We start from the raw sequence: 25,432 nt of genomic DNA, 5'->3' as shown, positions 1-25,432 counted from the left end.
GTTCTTTTCCGCTCTATTTCGACATTTTTCGATGTTATATGAATTATATAACCAAACCAATGCGATTTACAATCCTAATAATCCTGGAACTATTTACTGCTTTTGCAGTGTGTTACTGTCCATACTTCTCGGGTGTGCGCAAAAATGGGAGAATGCAGTTTCCTGCTTTCTCCCATTAAAGTCTTGGTTTCCTGCTTTCTCCCATTAAGGTCTTGATACGGATGATTTAAAACACATAATCACCAGTACCTATGTATGTTCTTTATTGTTATACTTACTATATTTTCCCTGCGCCCTTCCCTCAAAAAATGTTATGATTTTCCGAAAGACTTCAGAGGGCATATCATGCATGAGGGATATAGGTAAATTCTGATATCTCCCGGCTGATGGTACATAGATCATCCACCTGCATATCATGCACGTCTTTATGCCCTGTGATCCTTGCAAAGGTTTTCAGTTCCTCCTTGCTGCAGTTCAGGAAATTGGCAGTCCTTTTTGCTGCTGCATCCACTTTCAAACGTTCCCTCAGCTCCGGATCCTGTGTGGCTGCACCAACGGGACACTGGCCGGATCCGCAAATGCGGTACTGCTGGCACGCAGCTGCAATAAGAGCTGCCGATGCAACCGCAACCGCATCCGCTCCCATGGCAATGGCCTTGGCAAAGTCCGAAGAGACGCGCAGACCCCCTGTGATCACAAGGTCAATCTCTGCTCCCACGCTGTCCAGATATTTTCTGGCTCTGTGGAGGGCATAAATAGTGGGTACGCTGGTAGAATCCCGGACCAGTTTGGGGCTGGCTCCTGTGGCGCCGCCCCGCCCGTCAATTGTTATAAAGTCAGGCGCCGCGAACACACAGTACTCTAAATCCTTCTCAATCCTGCCCGCCGCAATTTTTATCCCTATGGGACGTCCGCCGGAAGCCATCCTTAACTGGTCTACCAGTTCTCTTAAATCTTCCTTTGAATTCACATCAGGAAATTTAGATGGACTGATCACATCCCTGCCTAGAGGTTTGTTTCTGATGGCCGCGATCTCAGGTGTCACTTTCTCTCCCGGCAGGTGACCGCCCATTCCCGGCTTTGTGCCCTGTCCGATCTTTATTTCAATGGCATCCGCTGTGGAGAGATTTTCAGGTGTGACACTGTAACGATTTGGAACATATTCAAATATGTACTTGTATGCAGCCGCTTTTTCCTCCGGCAGGATACCTCCCTCACCGCTGCACATGGCAGTCTTGGCCATGGCGCTGCCTTTTGCCAAGGCTGTCTTCATCTCCTTTGACATGGCTCCGAATGACATATGGGAGATGTAGACCGGCATGTCCAGAACCATTGGTTTTTTGGCATGTTTTCCGATCACGGTAGTGGTACTCACCGGTTCGTGCTCCATAAGAGGCGGGGGATTCAGCTGGGCGCCCAATATCAGGATCTCATCCCAGCACGGCATCTTCATCTGTGTACCCATGGCCTCAATAATCGGTTTACCTGTGACTGCCATCCGGTGGATCTCTGCCATATAGCGGCAGGAGGGATCACGGCGCACATATTCTGCTGGATAATCAAGGGAATTCTCTTCTTCGATATCTTCCGGTGCCTGCGCCTCCGTTTCCTCCTCAATACGCTCAAATACGGACGCCGGCTGTTTGCATACAGGACACTGCTTTAGATCTTCAAACTTTTTGCTTTCTGTCTCTTCAAAAATATACCCGCACACACTGCATTTGTATCTTGCCACACTTACATCCTCCTTTGTACCTGCGGCCCTGCAGGCAGAACCTGCGGCCCGTGGTTTATAACTTCATCTTACCACAGCGGCCTGCATAATTCTACTCATTCTCTGCATGTACGGCTTTGGGAATATCGTTTCCTGCGCTTACCGGGGGAAGTGTAAATTCATCATCGTCCTTCATACCGTTATATATAATCTGCCCATCAATAATGGTATAGAGCGTTTTGGTGAAAACTTCCATGGGGTTTCCTGTGAAAATGGCAATATCAGCATCCTTACCGGCTTCCAGGGTGCCCACTCTCTGATCCACACGGCATATTTTTGCCGGATTTATGGTAATCGCTTTCAGTCCCTCCTCCATGGGGAGTCCTTCCTTCACAGCCAGCCCGGCACACAGGGGGAGATATTGGATCAGTGCCACCGGATGGTCTGTGGTCACCGCAATGAGCACCCCTGCCTCAGCCAGGATCTTATTGGTCTTAAAATTCATGTTCTGTACTTCCAGTTTTGAGCGTGAGGTCAGATCAGTCCCTACGATCACCGGGAATCCCGACGCTTTTACCTCATCCACCACCAAATGTGCCTCTGTACCGTGGTCTATCGTTATATCTATATTGAATTCTTTTGCTATACGGATAGCTGTCAGTATATCATCTGCCCGGTGTGCATGTACCTTCATAGGAATCACCCGCTGGAGCACAGGCATCCATGGCTCCTTATCAAAATCTTCCCTGTCCAGCCTGCCCCTCTCTTTATCTTTCCGGTATTGTACGGCTTCCTGCAATGTCCTGCGGAGCAATGCTGCTGCCCCCATTCTGGTAGCCGGACATTTTCCCTGGTCACCGTAAATGGTCTTGGGATTTTCCCCCAATGCCGCCTTCATGGCTGCCGGAAAAAGGACTGTCATATTGTCCACACATCTGCCCTGTGTTTTCATAAACACAAACTGTCCGCCCACTACATTGGCACTGCCCGGTCCGGTCATGACAGAGGTGATACCTGCTTTGATGGCGTCATGAAAGGCCGGGTCCATGGCATTTACCGCATCCACAGCGCGCAGAGCCGGAGTCACGGGGTCTGTCTGCTCATTGCAGTCATCCCCTATGGCACCCCACTTTTCCTCAGAGATCCCAATGTGGGCGTGAGCCTCGATCAGTCCGGGCATTACCCAGGCGCCGTCTACGTCCAGGACCTCTTCTCCCTTATGTCTTTTATCCAGAGCAGACATGGTTCCCACCTCTGTGATAACTTTTCCCTCTGTCCGTACATATCCGCATTCCACCGGTTTTCCGGTCATTGTCAGTATTTTCCCGTTTATAATAAGCATATTTTGCCTCCTTTGCAGATATCTGATTTTTTTAGTATCCGCAGAGGACGCTTTTCATATTCTTCGTGATAAAAAAAACAGGATGTCTCCATATCCACCAAAAAAGTGGAGGGTACATCCTGTTTCCGTTTTTCATTTCCTATCTCATCTGCGCGCCTGCTGATACATTTGCCGGCACATGCTCAAGCTTCCTTAAAATAAAGTGCAGCGGTTTATATAATGCCAGGCATATGATCACATTGGCCACACAGTGCACCACGTCAAGGTACATGCCCGATACCCAGTAAGCCATGCCTCCGCCTAAGCCGCCTGACACGAAATACGGCAGGGAACACAAAAGGCCAAATGCCAGCCCATACGCACCGGATATAATGCTCCACACAACCGGAGACTCACTGCGTACAAACATCACGATCAAAGCCAGGATGCTCCAGATGTACAGATAGTTGAACCACCAGATGCCAAAGCCGTAAAAAACACCTTCCAGCAGCGCAAATGCATAAATAATAAAGAAAACCCTTTTCCTGTACACCTGTGTATACAGGATCACCAGCAATGTGACGATTTCAATATTGGGAAGCGCAGCCATACACACCTGGCCTGCGAACAATATGGCTGTCAGCATTGCCATAATAACCAGAGACCTTGTTTTCATTGGTACCTCGCATCCTTTCAATCAATAACCTTCAGTTAAGGTCAGTTCAAAAGTGTCCCCGTCCTCTATGGGCGTCTGATCTGCCGATGTATTCACCTGTTCCCCGCCTTTTGTAAGACACCACCACTGCTGTTTGGATTCATCTGCTTTCTCGCCGTCCACGGAGGTCATGAAAAGCCCGTACTCTCCTTCTTCCCCTTCCACCAGCTTGTTGTCCTGGATCACAGCTCCTAAATATGCCTCGTCGGTCTTATACTCAAAATCTTTTTCACTGCTGTCCCCATGTACTACTTTTACGGTGATCGTCTTTGCACCCTCTGTACCTTTCGGCATAAAGTTCTTGTAAACCAGGAGCAGAGCTACGCATACCAAGACAAGCGCGGCTGCTCCTATGATCACTTTTTTATTGCTGCTTTTCTCCTTCATGTCCTACTCCTTCCTTTGTAAAAATAATTCCCGGTTTCGGGATTTCCGCACCGAAGCGAGTTTCACAATAAAAAACAGGCCGGCTTTCGTCTGCTGACCTGTTTCCGAATCTATATATGTGCTTATAGAGAGTCCGGAATGCATGGCTTTGTACGGAAGCTTCATTCCATCCGGCGCAAGGTATTCTGGCTTATAGGACATTGCTCCTAATTACAGTGACCACATCGCTCAGGATTCACACCTGATTCCCCTTACGGCAGATTTCGTTATTTTATTTCGCAGCGTCATCTGCGTCCTGACTGCTGCTTGAACTAATTTCATATTAGCACACGAAGGATAGGGTGTCAAATCACTTTCGCCCAATCGCTGCGTTGTGATCGGAAAGCGGCCGCAGACAGATACACTATGGCAGTCTGTGGCCTGCTGCCAGATATAGCCTGTACCATTCCTCCCTTGACAGCACAATATCCGCACCTTTGGCGATTTCCTCCAGTCTGTCTGGGTTCGTAGTTCCTGCTAATACCTGCATACAGGCCGGGTGTCTCAAAATCCAGGCAGCCGCTATGGCAGTTTCGCTGACTCCGTACCTCTCCCCTGTCTCCCTCAGTACCCGGTTCAGTTCCCCGTACTCCTCATTTCCGATAAAGCTTCCCGGTCCGCTGCCAGCCTGAAAAGGCGACCAGGCCTGTATGGTAATGTCATTCAGTCTGCAGTGATCCAGGATCCCTCCATCTCTGTCTGCAGCACCCCGGGTATCCATATTTACTTCCATCCCCTCTGTGATCATACCGGAAAATGTAATGCTGAACTGAAGCTGGTTCACCACAAGAGCCTGTCTGACACATTTTTTCAGCAGACATATCTGGGATGTCCTGTGGTTTGATACACCAAAGTATCTTACTTTTCCCGCCTTTTCCAGCTCATCAAAGGCCTCTGCTATTTCCTCCGGTTCCATCAGCGCATCCGGACGGTGAAGCAAAAGTACATCCAGATATTCCGTACCCAGTCTCTTTAAAATACCATCCACAGATGACAGGATATGATCCTTTGAAAAATCATACCCAATATTGGGACGTATTCCGCATTTTGACTGGATCATGATCTTTTCTCTGACGGATGCTGTCAGCGGCAGCGCCTTGGCAAAGATCTCCTCGCAGGACCCGCCGCCATAGATATCTGAATGGTCAAAAAAATGGATACCCAGATCAAGACATTTATGCAGATAAACTGCTGCCTGTTTATGGTCAAGACCATTTAGGCGCATACAGCCTGATGCGATCACCGGTATAGATATCCCGCTATTTCCCAGTTTTACTGTTTTCATTGCATCTTCCTCCTGTCTTCCCAATGCCCGGGCATAAAAATGCCCCGTTTAAAAAGAGGCAGGTCCCGTCCGGTTCCACGCCTCTTTCTCTTCTCTCGTTTAATAGGTATCAAGACACGCCTCAGCCGCTGTCCCGTAAATAAATCCCTGGGGAATCATTGCCGGCTGTTCCGGTTTTGTAGTCATGTGATACATTTTCTCCTCTTTACAGCTTATGCCGATCCCATCAATGATCTCAATGGCATGAAGCCCCAGCTCCGCACTGCAGCGGTGCGCCCTGTTATTCCGGATGGCCCATGCCATGTCCGCCACACCAATTCCACGGAAACTGTCTCTCCAGGTCCTCTCTTCCCCTGACATGTCAGCCGTCTCTGGGGTAAACTGTCCGTATCCATGGGTCAGAGGCATGGATGCTGTCTCCTCACCCCTCTGTCCTCTGGCCAGGAGCACCGGGCCGTAGAAGTAGTTGGGGTCCTGGAGGATCAGTGTCCCTTCCGTTCCGTAAATCTCCAGCCGGGCAGTCTGCTCTCTGTGGCTGTCACTGATGGCAGTAAAAGTGCCATAACAGCCATTATAAAAGTCCAGCGCTCCGGTCAAGGAGGTGGGGAATTTCATATCAAAAGGCTTGTTGTATCCCGGATTTCTTGGATTGCGCTGCATATCCTGCTCATGGAAGGCCTTTGATAATCCGTTTACCCTGGCTACAGGCCCCAGCAGGTGGATCAGTGCATGGAGGTAATAGCACCCCATATCATAGGGCAGGCTTCCCCCTGCTGTGAACACAAAGGGCAGGTTAGGATGGTTCTCATCCTGGGTCAGATTATAGCACCTTGCCACCATAGCCTGGGCGTTCACCGGCTCCCCGATCAATCCCTTGTCGATCAGATTCCTGGCTGTCTGAAGACCGCCTCCCAGGAAAGTGTCCGGGGCCTGTCCGATCCTCAGCCCTTTCTTCTTTGCCAGGTCGTAAAGCTCCTTTGCCGAGACAAAATCTGTGGACATCATTTTTTCCGAAAATACATGCTTTCCTGCTTCCAGCGCCTTTTTGGTGATCTCATAATGAGACAGGGGATACGTCAGGTTCACTACGATCTCAATGTCCGGATCCTCCATGATCTCGTCCACTGTCATCTGGCGGATGTGGAACTGCTCCGCGCGTCTTTTGCTCCTCTCCTCCACCACATCAGCAATCCCAACCACCTCTGTGATGTGAAATGTTTCCGTCATATTTTTTAGATATGTATAACTGATCCCACCGGCGCCGATCACACCGATTTTTACTCTATCGACCATTGTCAGTCTCCCTTCTTTCTCTGTATGCGTCTGTCACTTATCATTCAAAGACAACGCCTTTATATTCCTTCAAAGCCTTGATTCCAAACTCTGCAGCTTTCATCATATCTTCTCTGTAAGCACTGTTGGCGCTGCTCAGTTCGATAAATCCGTATTCCACATCACAGTACCGGGCTGCAGCATCCAGAACAGACTGGATATCCATCACACCGGTGCCGATATCTGTAGCCACGTCAATGTTGTATTTTCCCATGAACGCCCCGTCTATCACCGGGTTTTGGGGGAGGCCGTCAAAGAAACTCCTGTGTTCCATATACTTGGGATGGAAATCATCCACGTGCAGCATTTTCACTCTGTCTCCAAACTGCTTCAGTATCTCCACAGGCTCCTCGCCGCCCCTGTACACCCACATGGTGTCAATCTCAAAATTTACATATTCCGGGTCTGTATTCTCCACTAAAAGCTCCAGCGCGGATCTTCCCTCAAACTTCTGGAACTCATGGGCATGGTTGTGGTAAATGTACCGGATGCCGTTTTCCTTGCAGAGCTTTCCGGTCTCATTGTACGCCTCACAGCGTTTCAACACGTCATCTCTGCTTTTGAAGAAATCGGATGCCAGCGCCAGATATTCCCCTCCTATTATATGAAGTCTGTCAATTTCTCTGTGAACATCATCACTCACATTAAAATGCTTGGATGGGTGGCAGATACCCAATTCATCCATCATTTTTTTCAGTTCAGTCAGTTCTACCTTAAGTTCTGATGTAAACATGGTTCCCGCAGACTCCAGATACTTATATCCAAAGTCAGCCAGTTTTTTTAATGTTCCATAAGTATCATTTAAAAATGCATCTGTCACGGAGCACGCCTGTAGTCCACCTTTTATCAATTTAATTCCTCCTAGTTTTCACTGTGCGGCACTCCGGCAGTTTCCTGCGTTCCACTGCCGGCCTGCCAAAACAGCCCTTATTCCATTTTCTCTAAAAAGTCCTCCGGGAGCCGTTCCATCATGTCAAATGTTGTCTGTATCTCATAGGGCTTTCCTGTGGCAATGGCAATGTTGAATCCGTCCAGCAGCTCTGTTACATGGCAGGCAAACTCCCCGTTTGCCCTTGCCGGTCTGCCCTCCCGGATCGCCTCTATCATCTCGCACAGGCCCAGTCCCCTGTTTTCGGCAGGAGACGCAAAGAGCAGCGGGATTTCCTTTTTATAGGCGTTGGAGTTGCTGGTTTTATCCCTGGAGATCTTCCCGTCTTCCCCGTAAAGATCCTCCTCCAGAAGCACATGTACCCTGCTCCCTTCCCCATAATTATCAGGATCTGACAAAAACAGGGAGCCTTTGGTGCCATATATCTGTACACAGGGGCCATTTTCCGCTCCCCAGGTATCCCAACTGAAGTTCACGCTGGCGCTTTTTCCATTGGCGAATTTGACAATGCCGTTATAGTTGGTATTGACTTCCACATCTACAAAGTGGTCCTTGACAGGTCTGTGGGGGATTCCAATCCCTCCGTAACAGCACAGTTCCACGGCAGGTCCCATAAAGTACAGCATCTCTGAAATTCCGTACGGTCCTATATCCAGCATAGGGCCTGCGCCTTTTCTGTAAAAGAAGTCCGGCGCCGGATGGATGTTCTCCGGGCCGTGGTACATATTGGCCACTTTGGCACTCAGTACCTCACCGATCAAACCATCCTCAATGACCTTCCTGCAGGTCTGTACCCCGGCTCCCAGAAACACATCAGGAGCGCATCCCACATAGAGATCCTTCTCCTCTGCCAGTCTCACAATATCGGAGGCCTCCTGCAGAGTCAGTCCCAGGGGCTTCTCGGAGTAGACATGCTTTCCGGAGCGCAGCACTCTCATGTTCACATCATAGTGAGCCTGTGGATTGGTCAGATTCAAGATCACGTCAATCTCGGGGTCCTCATATATTTCATCCAGGGTCAGCACATGGGGGATCCCATGTTTTGCTGCCAGGGCCATAGCCCGTTCCCTGTCCAGATCACACAATGCATAAATTTCCATATTCCGGAAGCGGCTTGTGATATTAGGCACATAATTTCTGGTGCTGATATCGCCGCAGCCGATAACACCTATCTTAAATACGTCTTTCATCTCAACCTCCCAGGTCCTCTCAGACTCCGAACTTGATCATTCCCTCCATGCTGCGTTTTGCGCATCCGTAAGGCTCCTTGTCATAGCAGGAATCCTGCTCCACAACAGCATACTCCACGCCAATCTCCTTACAGGCAGCCACTACGGACGGCCAGTCAATATTTCCCTGTCCCACTTCCGCGAAACGTTTATCTACCTGTTCACAGCTCTCCACTCCCGGTACGATGGCATAATCTTTAAAGTGGATGATCTTCATTCTTCCTTTTACTTTGCGGATCCAGTCAGCCAGGACTACGCCGCCGCAGGCCATCCAGTGTGTGTCCAGGATGAAGTTCACGCCTTCCGGATCTGTCTCCCGGATCAGGATATCCATACCGATCTTCCCATCTCCAAAAGAAGCGTATTCCAGGGCATGGGGATGGTAAAGTATCTTTTTGCCGGCTTTCTTCGTCACTTCGGCAATGGCATTGAGTCTGCGGGCATATTCCCGGAATCCCTCCTCTGTCTCCCTGTACTTTGAGGGCATGGTGTTCACATCAATGTAGTCTGTCCCAAAAAGATCGGACAGTTCCATGGCATCCAGGATCGCCTGGGGGTCCTCATCCATTGCCTCGAATTTTGCCCCGCAGCAGAGATATTTCATTCCGTGTTTATCCAGCAGCTCCTTGTATTCCTCAGGTGTTACATAATCGGGGATAATATACTGTACTGCTTCATATCCCATCTCTTTTGCCCTGCCCAGTACCTCATCCAGTTTTTCTTTGTCCCCCATGTATTTCTGGAGGATAGCCAGTATAATTCCTTTTTTCATCTCGTTTGTCTCCTCTTTGCTTATTCTTGTCTGTCCTGTTTTGCAGGCGGCTCAGTAGTCCGCGCCGCCCGCTTTCCTACACGCTAAGGCGTATACTTTTATTTTGTCGCTTCCTTTATTGCAGCGGCTGCTGTCTTAAAGTTCTCCATGTCGTAAGCCACTACATCCTCATAGCCGAATCCTTTGATCTTTCCTTTCATCTCCTGCCACAGGGAATCAAACTCACTTTCATCCTGTGCAAATACCATACGCCAGGAGTATTCTTTGATCACCTCACCACATTCGGAACGTTTTGTCTTGATGTCTCCCGGATCCTGGGGTTTCCTGAAGGAGTTGCCGGGCATGGGATGAAGCGCATTCTTTTCTTTTACATAATCAAGGGGCCACTGGGTGCCGAAAGTCTCGGTCCACTGCTCATCAATCTTTGTTCTGTTTTCCTCCATAGTGGTAGACCACATAGACGGGTCGTAAGGTTCATTGTAAGCCGGGTTGGTATCCATCTTGTAGACAATGGAGGACACAATACGGTTTCCGCCGTCGGAGAAATTTCCGCCTCCCCACTCTTCCGGTACGGGAATATTCTGGGGGTCACCGCCCTGCAGCGCTTCTTTTCCATACTCTGTCAGGTATGGTTTGCCGTCCTTCTCCTCCCAGGTCAGTCCTTCCGGCCCTGCGAAGGTAAGCATCATTCCTTCTTCGGAATTCAGCCACTCAAAGAATTCAAACACACGCTCAGGCTCTTTCACCGTGGAACCCAGAGCCATGGTGCCGCCCTGTCCGTGAACGGAATGTCCCAGAGGCGCATAGTCCATATCTCCCACCGGTACAAATACCTGACCCTTTCCTTCCGTCACGTGCTCCGGTGTATTGTACTGATAGATAGGGAACGGGGAATTGAAAGCTGCGCCGTCGGCCACTTTTGCATTCAGGTCATCAAAAGACTGCGTACTGGAATCGGGGTCCATCATCCCCATCTGATTTGCCTTAAAATACATGTCCAAAGCTTTGTAGTAAATTCCGTCATCATCGTCCAGTACAAAGTAGTCTTCCCCGTTTGCCTTATAATTTACGAATCCGCAGTTCTGCCCATATCCATACATAATGGCGTATTTCATGGCACAGGTCATCCAGTCGCCGTCCCAGTCAGGGAACAGGGAAAAGGCATACGCTGTTTTCCCGGAATCACTGGTAGGGTGGGCATCCTGCATCTGCTTGCACACAGCCAGGATATCGTCCATATCCTTAATCTCCGGTGCGCCCAGCTCATAATAATAGTCCCATCTGGTATAGAATCCGTTTTCCGGTGCGCCGTTTCTCACCTGTGCTGCGTCCGTATTCTTGGCAACACCTGAAGCGTTGGTGGGATAGGCATAAATCTTGTCTTCTGTGCCAAAATACTCAGATAACGCCACAGCGCCTTCCTCAAAAGGCTTCAGCACTTCACTGTCCTTGGCCAGCTCTGACAGATCATAGATCAGTCCCGCATCCACACAGTCCTTCATCTTATCCGCATCCAGGCAGACAATATCCCCCAGTTCTCCTGCAGCGGAACGTGTCTGGTAGATAGAGTCACCTGAAATGTTCTGTGAGATAATGTTCAGCTCAATGTTGAATTTCTCCTTGATGACTTTGGCAAACCAGCCGCTCTGAAGTCCCTGATAGTTTGCATTTCGTGCAAATACGTCGATTGTCAGGGTTTTCTCCTTTGCGTCCTTCGTATCCCCTCCCTTTGATTCGGATGACCCGGAATCTTTATCCGATCCGCATCCTGCAAACGATGCTGCCATAGCTGCGCAGAGCATTAACGCCGTCACTCTTCTCATTCTTTTTCTCATTTTTTTCTTCCTTTCTTTTTGGATTTTCCTTTGCTGTTATTCGCCGCTTTCTTCTAATTTCTACTATACTCTCTGTTTTATTCTGTCCGCCACCTCCAAATCCGATTTGATGTGCAAAAAACTGCACTTACGGTTACCCTTTGACTGAGCCGATCATGATGCCTTTGACAAAATATTTCTGGAAGAACGGATACACCAGCAGTATGGGCAGGATCACTACCACGGACACTGTCATCCTGATAGAGGTAGGCGTCTGCATAGTCGCCAGGGAAGCGGTACTCATCACAGTGCCGTTCTTGACCATGGCCGCCAGGGAATCTGCCTGGTTAATGTACTGGTACAGCAGGAACTGCAGGGTATAAAGCTTCGGTTCCGTCATCAGAATCAGTGTATCCTGGAAATTATTCCACTGTCCCACCGCGGAGAATATAGCGATGGTGGCCAGGATCGGTTTCGCCAGCGGCAGCATGATTTTATAAAATATCTTGAACACACTGGCACCGTCAATCTCCGCCGCCTCCTGCAGCGCAGCAGGGATAGATTCCATATAAGTCTTAACCAGAATGATATTAAAGGGCTGAACAATGGCAGGCAGTATATAGGCCAAAAAGTTATTCGTCAGATGCAGGTTCCGCATGGTGATATACCAGGGGATCAGTCCGGCGTTAAAATACATGGTGATCACCGTGAATCGGTACCAGAATTTTCTCCCCCACATCTTCTGCTGGGAGAACATAAATCCCAGAAAAGCGGAACCCAAAACTGCGGCGCCTGTACCGATCACAGTACGGGCCACTGTCACAACAGCCGCGTTGATCAGATCAGGAATCTTAAACACATCTATATAGTTCTGGAAATGGATCCCTTTCGGCCAGAATATAATATCACCGTTGGCACTTAGATCATTGGCACTCAGTGTATTGATGATCAGGTAGTAAAAAGGATAAATACATACGATCGTGAACACCGTGAAAAACAGCACCAGGCAAAGATCAAAGATCCTGTCTCCGGTCGTCTTTTTTACTTTTTTATTCATCTGTTATCCCCCTTTCTACACAATGGACTCGCCGCGGGTTATTTTTGAAATCCCATTGACACAGAACAGCAGGGAAATACTGATAATACTCTTCAGCATACTGATGGCCGTGGCAAGGGAATAGTTGCCTGCTTTGATACCCAGGTTATAGACATACAGGTCTAATACCTGAATTTTGTTTGTGTTAAACGCGTTCTGGAACACGAGATACTGGTCCATTCCATTGTTCAGGAAATTCGCCACATTCATGATCAGCAGTACAAAGAATGTTGGCAGCAGGCAGGGTACCGTGATATGCCAGATAAGCCTGAACCTCCCCGCTCCATCCACCTTTGCCGCCTCATACAGCTCCTGGTCAATTCCGGAGATGGCGGCCAGATACATGATGGCGCCCCAGCCCAGTCCTTTCCACTGTCCCCACAGCCACATACTCAGCCATGTATGGGAGTTGTCCTGTAGAAACTGGATGGGCTTTTCGGTGACCCCCAGCGCCTGAAGCAGGTTATTGGCCATTCCGCTGGAAGAAAACAAAGAGAACGCTATGGAAAAGACCAGCACCCAGCTTATGAAATTAGGTATCGTCGTCAGTGTCTGAACAAGCTTTTTAAACCGCTTGCTTCCCAATTCGGAGAGCAGGATGGCGAATGCCATGGGGAGCCAGGCAGTGAGAAGCCCCAATCCGCTCATCACAAAGGTATTCCTGAGCACTTCCCACAACTGCTGCCGTTTTTCCGGTGTACCCACCATGCTTTTAAACCAGTCCAGCCCTACAAACGCGCAGTCCGAAAGGCTTTTGGGCGGCCTGTAGTCAAAGAACGCGTAGGTCCATCCGTAGAGAGGAAGATAGCTGAATAAAAACAGCAGCACCAGAAACGGAAGGATCATCAAAAACATACGCACATTTTTACTCTGTTTGTTAAACGGAACCTTTTTTTTCGTTTTTACCTTTGCCCCATACACATTTATTCCTCCTCTCTAACGCAGCCGTCTTTCAAGCTGCTCCCGGTCCGGATATACCGGATCCGGGTCTACACCGTCCAGATACTTTACAGCCTCCATAAAAACATGGGCGTATTTTCCATAGATACCGGTGCAGTGGTGAATGTATGGACCACAGACAAACTTTCTCTCCCATGCAGGCCAGTCATGGAATTCTGCCCACACATAAGTACCTTTGCTGTAGGGTCCCTCCGTGGTTCTCCCCTCTCCAAACAACAGCCTGTATTCCCCTCTCAGAGCATCAAAACGCAGTAATGTGATATCCCCTCTGCGCATCTCGAACTGTCCGGCTCCCTTAAAGCCTTTCCCCTGATGGCATCCGATGGTCACTCCCTTGTCTCCGGCCAGGCTTGGCGGGAATACGCCGCAGTGCCATAACAGCTCCGCATTGTCATTGGTGGGATGCCGTCCTGTCAAATCCGCAAAGAAGGGCGGTTCTGACGCTTTGTTGGCTCCCAGCGCCATAATGGAGGTAAGTGCGCCGTGTATATCATTCTCACAGGCAATAGGAAATCCCTCGTCTGTACTGTCACCCATGAGATAGCAGGGAGCAATTCCCGATATATCCGTAAACGGCGCCCAGCACTGAGTGGCGGCAGCACTTAAGTTTTCCTCCTCTGCCCACTCACGGACAGCCAGCTTCATGGCACATATCCTTTCCACCGCATCACGGCCCACGATCTCCTGTTTTGCCTTTCCCAGGAGATTGGCAAGCTCTTCCTGGAAGCATCCGTCTTTTTTCTCCAGGATCCCCTGAAATCTTTTCTGCATCTCCACAAGGGTTATGGGCACAACTTCCACCCCGAAGCGCTCCAGCAGTTCCGCCTCATTGCTTTTCACGGACCAGAAAGCTGCCGGCCTGACACTGATCTGTCCAATCCTGGGAGCATGCATGGCTTTAGCCACCCCCGCCGCTGAGAGGAAATCTCTCACCCCCTGTGTAAAGGTATCCTCTGTCACCCAGCAGTTCTCTATGTAGGTAAAGGGCACTCCAAAGCGCATCAGAACCTTGCTGCTGGCGAACACACCGCACTGGGCATCCCGGAAGCGGTATCCCTCCGATTCCGGCGCATCATCCCGCACTGCCCAGAGAAGAACAGGTTTTTTTATCATGGAGGCCAGGCGGCATACCGCTTCCTCACATCCGAAATTCATGTGGGCAATGAACAGCGCGTCCACTTTTTCCTGTCTGAGATACTCTGCCACAGACTCGGCGTCCCGGCTTCTGTAGAGCAGTCCCTCCTCGTTCAGGAAATCAATATTGACAAAATCCACACCCATCTTGGTCAGACATGCTTCTGTCATCTTTTTCGTCTCGGCTGCTTTATCCAGACGAAAAGCTGTGTCGCTGAAAGTCTCCCTCCTGGTAGGGACGAATCCTAGTTTGATCTGATACTTCTCTTTGTATCGCTCAATAATTCCCATGCGTTCTAGTTCCCTCCCTTCCCAAACACCGAAGCCTGTCCTCTGCTCAGCAGGTAATGTCTCATCTTATCCTCAGCCACCAGCATCACTGCCTGGCGGGCCTTTTTAAGCTCCTCCTGCCCTATGTCCTCCACCCCTTGATTCGTAGTGGATTCCCCGCGTCCCAGAGCCTTCAAAAATGCCTGCTCTAAATCCGTGGCAATATTGATCTTGCTCACACCCCCGCCGGGCAGTGTGATGGCTGCATTGACAAGGTCGGCCGGTACGCCGGAGGCTCCATGAAGTACCAGAGGAAGCTGTACTCTCTCCCGTATCTCCGCGATACGCTTCAGTTCAATATGGGGTTTTCTGGCAAGATACGCCCCGTGGACAGTGCCCACAGAAACTGCCAGCAGGTCCACATCCGTCTCATCCACGAATCTTGCTGCCTCATCGGGGTCTGTGTACAGTTCACTGGTGGAATCCGTCTCTATCCTGTCGTTGGATGATATCTTTCCAATCTCCGCTTCCACCTCCACACCATATCTGTGGGCGTAAGCCACTGCCTCCCGGACAATAGAGATATTTTTCTCCAGTTCATATTCCGAGGCATCTATCATCACACTGTCAAACCCTGCTGCCACAGCCTCCCTGATCACTCCCAGATCCTTTGTATGGTCCAGGTGAAGGGCTGCCGGAACCCGGATTCCCAGTTCTTGTTTACATCTCCTGTATTCCTTTGCAAAGGCATCACAACTGCAGCCAAAACGATTCAGTTCATTCTGAGAGATCTGTACGATCACGGGAGATTCCTGGTTCTGTGCTGCCCGGAGCACCGGACCTATATTGGTCAGATATCTGGGGGAAAAGGAACCTACCGCAAAGCCGTTGTCCATAGCCTTCAGGCACATAGCTCTGACACTGATTTTATCTGTAGCTCTCATCCTTTCTCACACCTCCTAAACCCATCCATCACTTCTATGATACTTGTCTCCGGATCCTGTTTCGCAAATCTGTCCGTGGAGGGGATCATTGGCTCCAGCATGGCAGGTCCCTCATATCCATGGTTCTCAAAGAGCCTGTATATCCTGGCCGCATTGATCACTCCGGTTGTCATGGGCATGGCCCGCACCTGATCCGCCTGTTCCTTTGGACCTTTCCCTGCCACACCGTCATTCAGATGGAAATTCACCATGCGGTGACAGTTCTCTGCGGCAAAATACAAGTCATCCTCCCTGCCGCTTCCGCAGTACCAATGGAAGGTATCAAACAAAAATCCCGTCTCCCCTCCGGCGGCGTCTGCGATTGCCAGAACCCCGCTTATGGTATGTACAAAAGGATGGGGATGGCGCACCTGCAGCTCCCAAGGCCCCAGACATTCAAATCCATAATGGATGCCATAGTCGGAAAATGCTTTCTGAAGCTTTTCAAGCCGCTTTACATGCCACGCAAAGTTTTCATCAAAAGGCCGTACACTGCTGGGCCAGATATGATTATAAGCATATTTTACGCCCATTTTTTCCCCGGTCTCGGACCATCTCTTTTGAATTTCTATGGCTTTTTCAAGCCCTTCCTCATCCATACTGTAGTCAAAGAAATCCACCGGTGTGGGAAGAAGCCCCCACTTCATATCGTATCTTTTCATGGTCTCCATCGCTGACTTAACGAGCGCCGGGTCATCCAGAATCGCTGCCGGCACATCCAGGGCGTCGAAACCATGTTTTTTCGCCAGAGGAGCCAGTTCCTCCACGGTTCCCGGGATCTTCAGCAAACGAACATCCAATACCTTATACATTTTTCTTCCTCTCTTTCTCCTGTTATCATCATTCTCGCATTGTCTGTGACTGTTTTCTCATGAAGCTGACTGCCTTTGGAAAATCCGCCTCAGACTTGATCCCATGGAGGATCATGCTGCCCTCATACCCGGCCTCCTTCAGTTTTCTGTCAAAATACGGAAAATCAATGATTCCATCCCCCGCATAGGTATAATGAAGTCCTTCTTTGCCCTGGATATCCTTTCCATGGGCCAGACAGATATGTTCTTCCAGTTGTTTAAATGCCTCATCTATGACAGCCTTCACATTTTCCGGCCTTGCCTCTCCCTCCTGAAACAGATTGGCTGCATCCATAATGATCTTCAGATGGCTGTCGCTGAAGTAATCCAGAAGCTCACGGGCTTTTGCCGCAGAATCTATACAGTTGTTAGGCTCACATTCCACTCCCAGAGTTATATCATACTGTCCCGCAATCTCAAGCGCCCTGCTCATTGTCTCCTTCAAGTCTGCCATGGCTTCGGGTTTTCCGTTATCTCTGTGGCCTCTCCACATATTGTCGGCATTTCTGCTTCCGGTACACAGGGTGATGATGCCGCATCCCAGTGTACTGCATGCCTTTGCGATCACCTCCAGCCTTTTAAGTCCTTCTTCCCTGACTGATCTTTCGGGGTGAATCATATTGAAGGTGCCGTTCACCGCTGTAATTTCAATCCCGTTTGCATCTGCTGCTGCCCGGATATTCTGAAGCAGTTCCTCATCCAGAACCTCCGGCATCTGTTCTTCACACACGGAGCTAAAGTCAAACTGCATCCGGGAAAATCCATATTCCCCCACTGCCTCAAACAGTGCTTCCACGCCAGGCCGTTCTAACTCTATTGAATACATTCCAAGTTCCATTTCTTCACACCCTGTAACTATGCATTGTCCTCATAGTTACTGCTCCTCTCTCAAACTATATATCGGATGGTTCCATGTATTTCATCACTTCGCCCAGGGAGGGAATCCCTTTTCTCCCCCCGATCTCACGGCAGGTCAGACTGGCAAAGATCCCTGCAAATCCCATACACCTTTCCATGCTCCAGCCTCTCCCCATACCATACAGAAATGCCCCGTGATAATTATCTCCCGCACCTGTGGTGTCCACCACCGGCACTTGTATGGAGCCCATATGTATAAAATCCTTGCCATCGTATCCCACAGCTCCGTCTCCCCCCATGGTCACTGCTGTAAAGATACCCTCATGTCCTTTGCCGCAGTAATACCGGCAGGCATCCTCGGGGCTCATCCCCAGAGTTTTCTTCACTGTCCCCTCGTCCAGTATCCAGATATCTGTGAAGGGAAGAAGCTTCTCAGCCAGACTGCCTGACAGGTTTCCCCCGTCCACGGAGAGCAGAATCCCTCTGTCCCGGCAGAACCCGGCGATTTCCAGCATCAGTTTCTCATCCATAACCCCCAGATGAATGATTCCGGCGCTTTCCAGCAGCTCCCCATCCAGCATTCCGAATTCCAGGTCATAGATGCACCCTCCGTAATGTGTGATACTCCGGCTGCCTTTTTTGTCAATCTGAATCATGCTGACAGAGGATCTGGATCTTGACGTCTTTATGATCTGTGTCCTGGAGAACTTCCGGCTCTGCAAATCCTGTGTGATAAATTCTCCCGCCGCGTCCTCCCCCACAATGGTGATCAGGCCCGTAACACCGCCTGCCTCCTGATGGGCTGCTGCCGCTGTCGCCGACACGCCTCCGCAGCACTGTGTATATTCAAGTGCCTGCACCCGCTGGTCGCTTTTGGGAATTTCCTCTGTCCGCATAAGCAGATCCTGTGTACTCCCCCCGATAAACAGACAGTCAATGGTTTTTTCCCGGGGTCTTGCCTCTGCCTTTTTCACTCTCCCAGAATCTCCTTTACTCTCTCAATACATAACCGGGGACTGGTAAGCACCGGTGTTTCCATATCTTTTACCAAAGGCAGAAGTACAGTCATACTGCCCTGAGCCAGCACCACCACATCGTTATCCATGGCAGCCTTTTTCACCTCGCCCAGAACCATCTCATTGTGGGTTATGGCATCATTTTGCTCAATCAGGACCATCATGGCCCCTTCCACCAGGTGAAGGTCCACCTCCACCTCTTTTCCCAATCTTTTCGCTGTATTCTCTATAAGGCGGACACTGGGACCGGTTGTGGATTCTACTGTGGTGATCACCGCAATCTTTTTACCCAGTTGCACAGCCTTCTCTGCCATAGGCTCATCTATTTTCAGAATGGGGACATCCAAAAACGGCGCTATGGCGTCTGCCGCCTCCCCCACACTGGAGCACTGGTTTATGATCAGATCCACACCCAGTTCCTGGGCATTTCTGTAATATTCAAACATACGCCGCTTAACAAACGGTGTGGGGCCTTTATTCTGGTTTACCTCCTGGATCAGGCTCTCATCAATTATCTGGTACACTTTCACATGGGGAATGATTTCCCTGCACAGCTCTTTCAGTTCACCAAAGGAGACTGCGCTTGTTTCCACGATAGCGATTGATTTACTCATTTCTCTTCCTCCTGGTCTATATCACGCCATACACGGTATTCAATATCCGGGGATGGCAGTAACCCTCTCTGTTTTCGGGCATAAGCTGATGGGCATATACCACGGACAGCTTATTTGCAGGGTCTATGGACATAAGCGTTCCCGCTGCCCCTGCCCAGCTAAATTCTCCCGGGCTTCCCAGGCAATTGCTCTCTGCCAGACTGAGCAGCGTTTTCACTCCCAAGCCATACCCGTAACCGGCCATAAAATTCCAGCCCCTTTGATGGGTTTCCTGAAAATCAGTCAGAGCGTCTCCCTGCAGGTGATTCCTGCTCATCAGCTCCACTGACCGGGCACTGAGAATCCGCCTTCCCTTCCACTCTCCCCCGCAGGCCAGCATCCCTGCAAAATGGGACATATCCCTGACTGTGGAGAGAAGTCCTCCGCCTCCGCTTTCATGCCGGTAGGAAGCGCGAAACTTAAACTCTTCCGATACGTTGGGAACTCTCCTGCCGTCTATGTATTGGTACATCACTGCAAGCTGCTTTGCCGGAATCTCCTCCGCAAAGAATCCTGTGTGGGGCATATCCAGAGGTTCAAAGAATTCCTTTTTCAGAAACTCTCCAAACCGCATCCCTGCCGCCGCCTCGATCACAGCCCCCATCACATCAAGCCCTAACCCATAATTCCAGTGTGTTCCCGGCTGGAATGCCAGAGGGATCCGGGCAAGCCGTCTGGCGAATTCCCTGGTCGTCACCCCGCCTTCACGGTTGATCTGATCAAGGGTTTCTTTTGTTACCCGCTGTGTTGTATTGCATAAGCCGTCATAGGTGAATCCCGATGTCATGGTGAGGAGATGTTTGATGGTCATGGTCCTTGCCTGACTGACCGTCTCCATATTGTTTCCCGCCAGGCAGCAGCAGGTCAGATCCTTATACTCGGGCAGATATTGCCACACAGGATCGTCCAGCAGTACCTTCCCCCTCTCAAGCAGAAGCATGGCCGCCGCCGCTGTCACAACTTTGGTACAAGAATACATGCGGTATACAGTATTTTTTTCTGTCACTTTTTTTGCGGCCTCATCTGCAAATCCCTTGTATCCTTCATATAAAATGTCCTCCCCCCGGGTTACCAAAAGTGCACAACCCGCAGGGCCCCTCTCCATATCCGTAAAATGCTGCAGTAATCCATCCAGCCTGTCTCTGTTTTCCATTTTTCCTCCCGTCCTTTCTGCCCCTGCCTTTTAAGCAGCTCTTCTACCTGTCTATCTGATACAGAAATTCCCCGGCTGCCTCTTGTGGGGTTATCTCTCCCTTAAACAGGCGCCTCATAGCATGGCTGTAAGCCCGGTTGACAGTCTCCATATGGGGAGAAGCGATGTTTTCATACTCTTTTTTTCCGGTTTCCTTTGTCCCATAAAACTGAAGCAGACTACGCTCCCCGCTGGTCATTCGCTCATCCTCACAAAGCAGACTGCGCGCTGCCAAGAATGCCGGTATCCCTCTCTCTGTCCCCGCGCTTCTGACTGCATTTGGATCGTTGATAAACCAGTTGATAAATCCTGCTGCCGCAGTCTGTTTTTCCGGCGGCAAAGAGGTGGATACTGACAGAAACAGTTCCGGCCTGATAATGAACCGATTGTCGTCCCCATCAGAAGGGGGATCTGTCACTTCTATATCCCCTGTTCTTCCCTGTTCCACAATTCCTTTGGTTCCGAAAGAAAATGCGCCGGCTGCTGCATCCTCGTATCCCCCCTGATCAGATACAGGAAGGATGTCCTCCCCCCACACGCTTACCAGGGTTTCTGATTCCATGAGAGCGCTGCAGTATTGAAAATACGCTGTCAAAGTGTCCTCCGTAACGTTTACCTCCTGACCGGACTCATCAAAAAGCGTCTCGTTTCGCTGCTGCAGCCAGCAGCTTAACATGGTACTGTCCGAAAAGTCGCTTACAAGCCCCGGTCTGCCGGTCTGTTCTTTTACTTTGCTGCACGCCTGGAAAAAGGTGTCCCAATCCCATCCGTTTGCAGGTATCTCTACGCCTGCTTCCTTCAATATCTCCCTGTCATATCCCAGGGCCGGTATGGATACCGATACCGGAATCCCTGCCAGTATGCCGCCGCGTATACCCGTATTCCTTAATTCAGGATCCAGGGAATCTGTATAAATGGTTTTGCTCTCCACAAACCCTGTCAGATCAGCCAGTGTCTTATTCTCCTCATATACAGACAGCAGGGAAGCATCCATCTGCATGATATCCGGACATTCGCCCATTGCTGTGGCTTTTGCCAGATTTTCACTATACTCTTCTTTTAACATTGGAATGGGGGTGAAGCTGATATCCGGGTGGAGCTGCTCATACAGTTCCAGAAGTTCCTGGGTATACTGATTTCTTGTCTCATCCCCCCACCAGGCGATTGTCAATTCTGTCTTTGTATCGCTCACGGTGGTGTATCCTTTATTTTTTGTACACCCGGCGACTGCCATAGTCACAGCCGTGATCAGAGATACCAGCATGTATATCCGTCTTTTCAAATCAAGCCTCCTGTCTGCCTGCAGCCTTATCCGGCTGCTTTGGTCTCTCTCCTGTTTTCTGAGGCCATTATAGCATTGGGGTTTTCAGAATTTAATAAAAAAACCGTGGTGTGATGTGAAAAAACCGGCTTTGTGCGCTAATTTGTTGTTTTCTATCCCGGTTTCTTATATAATTTAGCCAGAATACATGTGAATACTCATAACTTCAGTTGTTAACTATGCTTTGACAACCGGATTTCATCTGACAGGAGGCACCGGATATGGCAATGGGGAAAGAATCAATATCTCATATACGAAAACAGATCTCCAATCTGAACATGGAGCGCAAGATAATGCTGATCGTACTGACCAGTATTTTGCTGATCAGTTGTTTTTCCATGACTGCTTATTACTTTACGATCAAATCCAACAATCAGCTTCTCTATAACAGTACGGCTGACAACCTTTCCTATTCCGCCTCCAACCTGACAGGACACCTTGATGATATCGAATCCCTGTCCACAGCCATTATTGCAGACAGCACCGTTCAGGACATTCTGACAGCACAGAAGGACTCCGGCAAAAAACCGGACTCCCGCTCCTACACCAGGCTCTGTACCACCCTGGAATCTTACCTGCAGCAAAACCAGAGAAGCAGCCTTTCTTATATCATGCTGGCAGGTACGGATATGACGGCGAAAACCTATATTCCTCTGTCGGAACGTTTTCCCGAAGAATCACTGCCGGATCTGACTGCCTGCGCGGACGGATACATGGGACGTGCTGTGTGGGTCACTAAGTACAGCCAAAAATACGGGCTTTTTCTCGTCCGGGAGATTCGGCGTATATCCAACGCACAGCTGGATTCACTGGGTTATCTGATCATCCGGGTGGATACCAGGAGGATGCTGGAAGACTGCAGCCACTTTGCCAACCAATACGGTCAGGCCTCCTATCTGCTTGCCTATGATTCCTCTGTGATCCAAAGCAGTATCACCATCACGGCGGAGGATTCCCATATACTTCTTACCCCCTTTGACAAGCCCTACAGGATCCAGAATCTGTCGGGACAGAAATACTTTGTGGTAAAAAACACCATTCCTGATGTAAACTGGGACTTTTTCTGTCTGGTCCCCTACAGCAGTGTTTATAATTCCATTCTTATTACAAGAATTATGTTTTTCGCTGTAGTATTTGCCAGCATTGTGCTCTGCATCCTGCTTTCCCGCCATTTAATCCGTTCCCTCACCAGACATATTGATAATCTGGTCTATAAGATCAAATCCTTTGCCAGGGATGACGGAACGTTCTCCCCCTCAGCGTTTCACTTTGATTACCGGGACAGAAAAGATGAGCTGGGAATCCTTCATCAGCAGTTTGACCAGATGGCCCTGCAGATCCAGGATCTGATCAATGTAAACTATAAAAATGAACTGCTGGTAAAAGATGCCCAGTTAAAGGCTCTGGAGACACAGATCAACCCTCATTTTCTCTATAACACTCTGGAATCCATAAACTGGCGCGCCAAAGCCTCCGGGGAAGTAGAGATATCGAGGATGGTTGAGGCTTTGGGATACCTTCTCCGAGCGGCTCTGTCCCATTCTTCCAAGACGGTTTCTCTCCAGCAGGAGCTTGACTTTGTCCGCTGTTATCTGACCATCCAGCAGACACGGTATGATGACCAGCTTATCTGCACCCTTGAAGCAGATAAAGATTTATACGATGTTCCTGTACCTAAACTGCTGATCCAGCCCCTTGTGGAGAATGCCATACGCCATGCGCTGGAGGAGATGGTGGAAACCTGCAGTATCCATATCCGGGTATACCACGACAGCACGCGGATATACATTCAGGTGGAAAACAGCGGTTCTGCCTTCCCGGATAACCTGCTGGAAAAACTGGAAAGGGGCAGTATCCAGCCCCATGGTTTTGGCATCGGACTCACTAATATCCATCAGAGGATCCAGCTCACCTATGGAAAAAATTACGGCCTTTTTCTATTCAACCAAAATGACTTCGCCGTGGCACAGATACGTCTTCCGTATGTCAGACAGACGGAAAATGAGCTGAAGCAAAGCGCCGTTTTGGACGAGAGCACACAGTAGAGAGGAGGAAATCAGATGTTACGTTTGATTATTGTGGATGATGAGAAGATCATACGGGAATCCATACGCCGTCTTATTGACTGGGAGAGCCTGGGGATCGAGGTTGTGGATGTTTGTAAAAACGGGCTGGAAGCCTATGATGCCATTCTGGACGAATATCCGGACATTGTGCTTACTGATATTAAGATGCCGGGACTATCCGGCCTTGAATTGATTGAAAAACTCAGCGGAACGAGGGAACATATACAGTTTATTATCCTGTCCGGTTACGGGGAGTTTGAGTACGCAAAACAGGCTATGCGGTTTGGGATACGGCATTATCTGTTAAAGCCGTGTAATGAACAGCAGATCATTGACGCCATAGAGGATGTAAAGAAAGACTGTATGATGCGTCAGGAGTCCGCTGTGGTGGAGGAACAAACGGTACAATTCGAGAAAGCCCTGTTCCGCAACCTGGTGACAGACGGGATTGCCGGAGGCGTGGATTCTTTAAGGATCGCGGAATCTTACCAGTGTTACCTTGATTTTACCGGGACTGCCTATGACATGCACTATCTGTTTTTCCTGGAAGAATCCCATGTACAGGAATGTGCCCTGGAGATCAGCCGTCATATGCAGGAAAACTATCCCGGATTTTTATTTCATCTTCTGTACGTGAAGAATACCCTGCTCTTTATCCTCAGGGACTTTCACGGAGAAGCCCCTGACTGCAGTGCTTTTCTGGAGAGACTGCACTTTCCGAAAGAGACGGTTTCCCTGAAACACGAAAAGGAACACCTTGAAAATTTATATCTGCTGTCTGCACGGATCATGGAAAAGCTGGCACGTTATGACAGAATTTATTACCTGGATGAAAGCAGCAGGATACCCATATACAATTACAACGGCTGTCTATTGAGAGCCAAATCCCTTGTGGAAGACTACAATGCAGGAAACCTGTCTTATGAACAGTTTCACGATGAGGTTTTCGCCCTTCTGGATACCGTGGAGGACAGGGATTTTCTTAATCTTCTGATCACCAACATGGTACTTCAGGAGTCCCGCCATTCCTCCGGAGACGGGGGTGTAAATGCGGCCGGAACGGAGCTTTTCCGCCTGATGAACGAGTCGGAGGGTTTTGGTGAACTCCTCGCCACCTTCCGGTCACATTTTTCCAGGCTTTTTCCCACTGCCAGTTCCCCCAGCTATAAACCATTCATAGAAAAGCTCCTCGCCTATACAAGGGAGCACCTGTCAGATTCCTATCTGTCACTGAAATGGCTCTCTGAAAACTATCTGTACATGAATGTGGATTACGTGAGCAAACAGTTTTATAAGCAGACCGGAGAAAAGTTTTCGGCATATCTGAACCGTTTGAGGATCCAAAAAGCCCAGGAACTGCTCCTTCACTACGATGCCGGCAAAAACTCAGAAAAGATATATATGGTGGCTGAAGCTGTGGGATGCGGCAACAATCCTCAGTATTTCAGCCAGTTGTTCAGAAAGTATACCGGTATGACACCCACTGATTATATTAAGAAAGCAGTACAGGGATAATCCCTCCATAGGATTTTCCC

At 49.4% G+C, this 25,432-nt stretch carries 22 protein-coding genes; 2 read left to right on the top strand and 20 right to left on the bottom strand.

Going from position 1 to position 25,432, the window contains the following annotated elements:
- Positions 1-343: 343 nt before the first annotated feature.
- From CI595_RS15690 to CI595_RS15595, 20 genes are all read right to left on the bottom strand, one after another.
- Positions 344-1,735, bottom strand: a complete 1,392-nt coding sequence (locus CI595_RS15690) for a glutamate synthase-related protein (protein WP_095174571.1) — start codon at positions 1,733-1,735, stop codon at positions 344-346.
- A gap of 91 nt (positions 1,736-1,826) precedes the next feature.
- Positions 1,827-3,056: an amidohydrolase gene (locus CI595_RS15685; protein WP_095174570.1), complete on the bottom strand. Its 1,230-nt coding sequence runs from the start codon at positions 3,054-3,056 to the stop codon at positions 1,827-1,829.
- A 139-nt stretch (positions 3,057-3,195) separates the two neighbouring features.
- A complete protein-coding gene (locus CI595_RS15680; protein ID WP_095174569.1) occupies positions 3,196-3,711 on the bottom strand; it encodes a hypothetical protein in 516 nt (171 codons plus the stop codon).
- Positions 3,712-3,732: 21 nt separating this feature from the next.
- Entirely contained in the window at positions 3,733-4,137 is a 405-nt protein-coding gene (locus CI595_RS15675; RefSeq protein ID WP_095174568.1) for a DUF4430 domain-containing protein, read from the bottom strand.
- A 403-nt stretch (positions 4,138-4,540) separates the two neighbouring features.
- Positions 4,541-5,461 (bottom strand): aldo/keto reductase, encoded by a 921-nt coding sequence (locus CI595_RS15670; RefSeq protein WP_095174567.1) that lies wholly within the window; start codon positions 5,459-5,461, stop codon positions 4,541-4,543.
- Positions 5,462-5,560: 99 nt separating this feature from the next.
- Positions 5,561-6,754, bottom strand: a complete 1,194-nt coding sequence (locus CI595_RS15665) for a Gfo/Idh/MocA family protein (protein WP_095174566.1) — start codon at positions 6,752-6,754, stop codon at positions 5,561-5,563.
- Positions 6,755-6,794: 40 nt separating this feature from the next.
- Complete coding sequence (locus CI595_RS15660) at positions 6,795-7,643, bottom strand: sugar phosphate isomerase/epimerase family protein (protein WP_162291892.1); 849 nt, start codon at positions 7,641-7,643, stop codon at positions 6,795-6,797.
- A gap of 77 nt (positions 7,644-7,720) precedes the next feature.
- Entirely contained in the window at positions 7,721-8,872 is a 1,152-nt protein-coding gene (locus CI595_RS15655) for a Gfo/Idh/MocA family protein (protein WP_095174564.1), read from the bottom strand.
- A 19-nt stretch (positions 8,873-8,891) separates the two neighbouring features.
- Complete coding sequence (locus CI595_RS15650; protein WP_095174563.1) at positions 8,892-9,683, bottom strand: sugar phosphate isomerase/epimerase family protein; 792 nt, start codon at positions 9,681-9,683, stop codon at positions 8,892-8,894.
- Positions 9,684-9,781: 98 nt separating this feature from the next.
- A complete protein-coding gene (locus CI595_RS15645; RefSeq protein ID WP_095174562.1) occupies positions 9,782-11,518 on the bottom strand; it encodes an extracellular solute-binding protein in 1,737 nt (578 codons plus the stop codon).
- 133 nt (positions 11,519-11,651) lie between these two features.
- Entirely contained in the window at positions 11,652-12,554 is a 903-nt protein-coding gene (locus CI595_RS15640) for a carbohydrate ABC transporter permease (RefSeq protein ID WP_095174561.1), read from the bottom strand.
- A gap of 15 nt (positions 12,555-12,569) precedes the next feature.
- Positions 12,570-13,514, bottom strand: coding sequence for an ABC transporter permease (locus CI595_RS15635; protein ID WP_330397304.1), 945 nt, complete (start codon positions 13,512-13,514; stop codon positions 12,570-12,572).
- 15 nt (positions 13,515-13,529) lie between these two features.
- A complete protein-coding gene (locus tag CI595_RS15630) occupies positions 13,530-14,978 on the bottom strand; it encodes an L-fucose/L-arabinose isomerase family protein (protein WP_095174560.1) in 1,449 nt (482 codons plus the stop codon).
- A gap of 5 nt (positions 14,979-14,983) precedes the next feature.
- Positions 14,984-15,901: a class II fructose-bisphosphate aldolase gene (locus CI595_RS15625; RefSeq protein WP_243135182.1), complete on the bottom strand. Its 918-nt coding sequence runs from the start codon at positions 15,899-15,901 to the stop codon at positions 14,984-14,986.
- Positions 15,898-16,752: a sugar phosphate isomerase/epimerase family protein gene (locus tag CI595_RS15620; RefSeq protein WP_095174559.1), complete on the bottom strand. Its 855-nt coding sequence runs from the start codon at positions 16,750-16,752 to the stop codon at positions 15,898-15,900. Before CI595_RS15620 ends, CI595_RS15625 begins: the two co-directional genes overlap by 4 nt.
- A gap of 28 nt (positions 16,753-16,780) precedes the next feature.
- Entirely contained in the window at positions 16,781-17,629 is an 849-nt protein-coding gene (locus CI595_RS15615; RefSeq protein WP_095174558.1) for a sugar phosphate isomerase/epimerase family protein, read from the bottom strand.
- 55 nt (positions 17,630-17,684) lie between these two features.
- Complete coding sequence (locus CI595_RS15610) at positions 17,685-18,623, bottom strand: carbohydrate kinase family protein (RefSeq protein ID WP_095174557.1); 939 nt, start codon at positions 18,621-18,623, stop codon at positions 17,685-17,687.
- Entirely contained in the window at positions 18,620-19,279 is a 660-nt protein-coding gene (locus tag CI595_RS15605) for an aspartate/glutamate racemase family protein (RefSeq protein WP_095174556.1), read from the bottom strand. Before CI595_RS15605 ends, CI595_RS15610 begins: the two co-directional genes overlap by 4 nt.
- Positions 19,280-19,295: 16 nt before the next feature.
- The gene (locus tag CI595_RS15600) at positions 19,296-20,471 is read right to left on the bottom strand and encodes a serine hydrolase domain-containing protein (protein ID WP_095174555.1); all 1,176 of its coding nucleotides are present in this window, start codon (positions 20,469-20,471) and stop codon (positions 19,296-19,298) included.
- 43 nt (positions 20,472-20,514) lie between these two features.
- Positions 20,515-21,792: an ABC transporter substrate-binding protein gene (locus CI595_RS15595; RefSeq protein WP_095174554.1), complete on the bottom strand. Its 1,278-nt coding sequence runs from the start codon at positions 21,790-21,792 to the stop codon at positions 20,515-20,517.
- Positions 21,793-22,052: 260 nt separating this feature from the next.
- On the opposite strand from CI595_RS15595, the gene CI595_RS15590 reads away from it, so the two are divergent.
- Both CI595_RS15590 and CI595_RS15585 read left to right on the top strand, forming a co-directional pair.
- On the top strand, positions 22,053-23,876 hold the full coding sequence (locus tag CI595_RS15590) for a sensor histidine kinase (RefSeq protein ID WP_095174553.1): 1,824 nt from the start codon (positions 22,053-22,055) through the stop codon (positions 23,874-23,876).
- Positions 23,877-23,891: 15 nt separating this feature from the next.
- Complete coding sequence (locus tag CI595_RS15585) at positions 23,892-25,412, top strand: response regulator transcription factor (protein ID WP_095174552.1); 1,521 nt, start codon at positions 23,892-23,894, stop codon at positions 25,410-25,412.
- The last annotated feature ends 20 nt before the right edge of the window (positions 25,413-25,432 follow it).

It is taken from the genome of Blautia hominis (assembly GCA_002270465.1).
Taxonomy (GTDB): Bacteria; Bacillota; Clostridia; order Lachnospirales; family Lachnospiraceae; genus Blautia; species Blautia hominis.
Note: the sequence above shows the minus strand (reverse complement) of the source record. Positions and strands in the feature narration are given on the sequence as shown.

Coding starts and splice junctions, on each gene's coding strand:
- CI595_RS15665 (WP_095174566.1), bottom strand. CDS start 6,754: ATGGTCGATAGAGTAAAAATCGGTGTGATCGGCGCCGGTGGGATCAGT.
- CI595_RS15640 (WP_095174561.1), bottom strand. CDS start 12,554: ATGAATAAAAAAGTAAAAAAGACGACCGGAGACAGGATCTTTGATCTT.
- CI595_RS15600 (WP_095174555.1), bottom strand. CDS start 20,471: ATGGAAAACAGAGACAGGCTGGATGGATTACTGCAGCATTTTACGGAT.
- CI595_RS15675 (WP_095174568.1), bottom strand. CDS start 4,137: ATGAAGGAGAAAAGCAGCAATAAAAAAGTGATCATAGGAGCAGCCGCG.
- CI595_RS15605 (WP_095174556.1), bottom strand. CDS start 19,279: ATGAGTAAATCAATCGCTATCGTGGAAACAAGCGCAGTCTCCTTTGGT.
- CI595_RS15655 (WP_095174564.1), bottom strand. CDS start 8,872: ATGAAAGACGTATTTAAGATAGGTGTTATCGGCTGCGGCGATATCAGC.
- CI595_RS15590 (WP_095174553.1), top strand. CDS start 22,053: ATGGCAATGGGGAAAGAATCAATATCTCATATACGAAAACAGATCTCC.
- CI595_RS15620 (WP_095174559.1), bottom strand. CDS start 16,752: ATGTATAAGGTATTGGATGTTCGTTTGCTGAAGATCCCGGGAACCGTG.
- CI595_RS15585 (WP_095174552.1), top strand. CDS start 23,892: ATGTTACGTTTGATTATTGTGGATGATGAGAAGATCATACGGGAATCC.
- CI595_RS15615 (WP_095174558.1), bottom strand. CDS start 17,629: ATGGAACTTGGAATGTATTCAATAGAGTTAGAACGGCCTGGCGTGGAA.
- CI595_RS15680 (WP_095174569.1), bottom strand. CDS start 3,711: ATGAAAACAAGGTCTCTGGTTATTATGGCAATGCTGACAGCCATATTG.
- CI595_RS15685 (WP_095174570.1), bottom strand. CDS start 3,056: ATGCTTATTATAAACGGGAAAATACTGACAATGACCGGAAAACCGGTG.
- CI595_RS15670 (WP_095174567.1), bottom strand. CDS start 5,461: ATGAAAACAGTAAAACTGGGAAATAGCGGGATATCTATACCGGTGATC.
- CI595_RS15645 (WP_095174562.1), bottom strand. CDS start 11,518: ATGAGAAAAAGAATGAGAAGAGTGACGGCGTTAATGCTCTGCGCAGCT.
- CI595_RS15630 (WP_095174560.1), bottom strand. CDS start 14,978: ATGGGAATTATTGAGCGATACAAAGAGAAGTATCAGATCAAACTAGGA.
- CI595_RS15650 (WP_095174563.1), bottom strand. CDS start 9,683: ATGAAAAAAGGAATTATACTGGCTATCCTCCAGAAATACATGGGGGAC.
- CI595_RS15625 (WP_243135182.1), bottom strand. CDS start 15,901: ATGAGAGCTACAGATAAAATCAGTGTCAGAGCTATGTGCCTGAAGGCT.